This is a genomic window from Microbacterium sp. ISL-103 (assembly GCF_018613995.1).
Classification (GTDB): Bacteria; Actinomycetota; Actinomycetes; order Actinomycetales; family Microbacteriaceae; genus Microbacterium.
Map to the genome: position 1 here is coordinate 1 of NZ_JAGGPD010000259.1, position 3,084 is coordinate 3,084.

Below are 3,084 nucleotides of genomic sequence, written 5' to 3' on the forward strand. Positions count from 1 at the left end.
CACTCCGAACTCTCCCCCGGCTATGCCGCTCGTGCACTCGAGACTCTCGACCGCACGGGGGCGGCCAATGTCGGCGGTGTCATGCGCGCCGACGGACGCACCCCGTTCCAGACAGCGGTGGCACGCCTCTACAACTCCCCCGTCGGTCTCGGCGGCGGTGCATACCACGGCGGCACGCATGAAGGCGAGGCGGAGTCCGCGTACCTCGGCGTGATGCGCCGCGAGGTGCTCGACGAGGTCGGGCTCTTCGACGAGACGATCCGCCGCGGCGAGGACTGGGAACTCAATCTCCGCATCCGCCAGGCCGGACACCTCGTGTGGTTCGACCCGTCCCTGTCGGTGACCTACTGGCCGCGCGAGAGCTGGCTGCGCCTGGCACGCCAGTTCCGGGCGACCGGAGCCTGGCGCGGTGAACTCGTGCGCCGGTTCGGGCGCCGCAACGGCATCCGCTTCTTCGCTCCCCCGGCCCTGGTCGTCCTCGTGGCGGTCGCCGTCGTGACAGGCGTCCTGCAGCTGACCGGTGTCCTCGCCGGAGCACTGTCTGCCGTCGTGTCGGCCGTGGTGTACCTGCCGCTGGCCGCATATCTGCTTCTCGTGCTCGCCGTGGCGTGCCTGCCCGGTGGAGGCGGGGTGCGTCAGCGGCTCTGGACCCTGCTCGTCCTGCCGACCATGCACCTGTCGTGGGGCCTCGGCTTCCTCGGTGGGGTGCTCCGCGGTGCCCGAGACACCGTCGACGCGTCACGGCTCGGCACCCGCAACACCCCTCTCCCCTGATCCCGCGAGGGTGGTCGCGGTTCAGCGCGTGACGTATCCCTGGTCGAGGATGCGAGCGACCACGCGCTCCGCCGCATGACCGTCATCGCGCGTGTTGAACTGCGCACGCCAGGCCGCGTACCGCCGTGCATAGGCGGTCTCCTGGTCCGGGTCCGCAAGAGCGTCGACCAGCTCCTGCTGCGAACGGACCAGCGGACCGGGCGCCCGACTCTCGAGATCGAAGTAGAAACCACGGAGCTGTCCGCGATAGTGATCGAGGTCGGGCACGAGGAAGAACATCGGCTTGCCGGTGACGCTGAAGTCGAACATGACCGACGAGTAGTCGGTGATCAGCGCGTCGGCGGCGAGCAGCAACTGCGACGTCTGCGGGTAGCCGGTGACGTCGATCACGCGGGCTCCCGCACGATCTCGTCCGGTGTCGATCGTGCGCGAGTGGCCGCGCACGAGCACGACGGCATCCGTCTGTCGCGCGAGCTCCTCGGGGTTGATGAAGTCGACCATCTCCTTGCGGTCGTCCCGCCAGGTGGGTGCATACAGCAGCACGCGCTCCCCCTCGGCGATCCCGAGGTCCGCCCGAATCACGGCGGGATCCCCGGTGAGGAGCGAATCGTTGCGGGGGTAGCCCTCGACCCAGATCGGTCGACCGAAGAAGGCGTATGCCTTGCGCAGAATGCGTTCGGAGTAGGTGTTCTGCGCGAGCAGCACATCCCACCGCCGGGACTCCTTGACGACCGCGGCCATGCGCCGGGGATCGAACCCCGGGCGGTGCAGCGCGAGGCGCTTGAGCGGGGTGCCGTGCCAGGTCTGCAGCACCTTCTGGCCGGGCTTGCGCACGAACCGTCTGCGCAGCCAGTCGTTCACGATGAGCAATCGGGCGGCGGCACGTGCCCGCCACCATTCCGGGCTCCCCTCGACGACCGCGATCGCGCCCTCGGGCACGGCGACCGACAGGTCGACGACGCTCCAGTAGCGCACGACGTCCGGGGCCTGCGTCGCGAGGGCGCGGTCGATCGCCTGCGGGTTGCAGCCGACGCTGCGCCCGTAGAAGCTCTCGAAGAACACGGCGTTCTCAGTGCCGCCGGGGTGCGAGAGATAGCGGCCTTCGAGGGTGGCCTGACCCTCCGACGTCTCGTAGGCGGGATCGACCGGAGCCGCGATCTGCGCGACGGCGCCGGTCACGGCCACCCGAAGACCCGTCAGCACGTGCGGAGCGATGAACAGCTCATCGAGCTCGGCATCCGGTACGCGGATCTCGTAGTCGCCGGCGGGCAGCGGCAGCTCGGCGCCACCCCATCGCGCTGCACGCAGCGGGAAGGTCGCCTTCCAGGTCTTGCCGCCACCGGTGATCCGCGCGTCGACCCGGGCACGAGGCCCGACCAGCTCCGCCGTGGCGGGACGGTGACCTGCCCCTGCGATGATCAGCGTCTCTGCCGCTTCATCGATTCGGGCCGTGGTCATGCTGCTCCCTTCGGCGCGGGGATGCCTCGCGCACGGATGGTCTCGTACACGCGCCGGGTGTTGCCTCCGTCGCGGAATGCGTGCATCTCCGCGCTGAGCGTAGCGGACCTGCGCGACCTCGCGGCGAACACGCCGTCATCGTCCAGCAGGCTGGAGAGCTGCGCGAGCAGCGCGTCCCAGTCCGCCGCCGCGTCGTCTCCGGCGACATCCTCGAAACGTCCGTAGAAGCCTCGGGTGCGGGCGTACTCCTCGGCATCGGGAGCCAGGTACAGCACCGGAATCGCGAGAAGGCCGACGTCGTAGGCCAGTGACGAGTAGTCGGTGATCAGCACGTCGACCGCGGGAAGAGCCGGCGTGACGTCGGGAAGCGACGACGCGCCGAGCGACCGCACCCTGCCGCTGGGCAGCGGCGGCGCGTAAGCCCCCTCGCCGAGCGGATGCGAGCGGATCAGGAGCACGGCGTCGCTCTGCTCGAGGACGCGGATGATCTCGACCCACTGGGCGGCGCTCGGCACGGCGGGATCGGCCGCACCGTCCCGCCAGGTCGGGGCATAGAGGATCGTCCTCGTCCTCTCGGGCAGCGGGCCGACCGCGTCAGCGAGAAGATCGGATGCTGCCGCTCGGCGCTCGTCCGCCGCCCCTGCCGACAGCACGTCGACCCGAGGCTCTCCGGTGACGACCACCCGGTCGTCGCCGAGCGCGAAGGCGGACTCCAGCCGTCCGCGGGAACGGTGCGAGGCGGCGGGCAGTACCCGGATGCGCTGCGCGGCAGAGCGGTAGAGGATGCCGACGAGACGACGCAGAAACGGCGCGCCCGGGACATCGGGGACCTGGGTCGTCGCCGGCGAGTCC

The 3,084-nt window shown here is 70.4% G+C and carries 3 protein-coding genes; 1 reads left to right on the forward strand and 2 read right to left on the reverse strand.

Translation table 11 applies throughout. The features are described from left to right. On the forward strand, nucleotides 1-774 hold a 774-nt coding region (locus J7E68_RS10320), incomplete at its 5' end, for a glycosyltransferase family 2 protein (protein ID WP_215172292.1). 21 nt (nucleotides 775-795) lie between these two features. Here the strand turns inward: J7E68_RS10320 and J7E68_RS10325 are convergent. Both J7E68_RS10325 and J7E68_RS10330 read right to left on the reverse strand, forming a co-directional pair. Then, a complete protein-coding gene (locus J7E68_RS10325) occupies nucleotides 796-2,232 on the reverse strand; it encodes a CDP-glycerol glycerophosphotransferase family protein (RefSeq protein WP_215172294.1) in 1,437 nt (478 codons plus the stop codon). Then, nucleotides 2,229-3,084 (reverse strand): CDP-glycerol glycerophosphotransferase family protein (locus J7E68_RS10330; RefSeq protein ID WP_215172296.1); only part of this gene is annotated, 856 nt, incomplete at its 5' end. The genes J7E68_RS10325 and J7E68_RS10330, both read right to left, overlap by 4 nt.

What these genes read in the sequence shown, in the direction of transcription:
- J7E68_RS10325 (WP_215172294.1), bottom strand. Translation starts at nt 2,232, where the DNA reads ATGACCACGGCCCGAATCGATGAAGCGGCAGAGACGCTGATCATCGCA.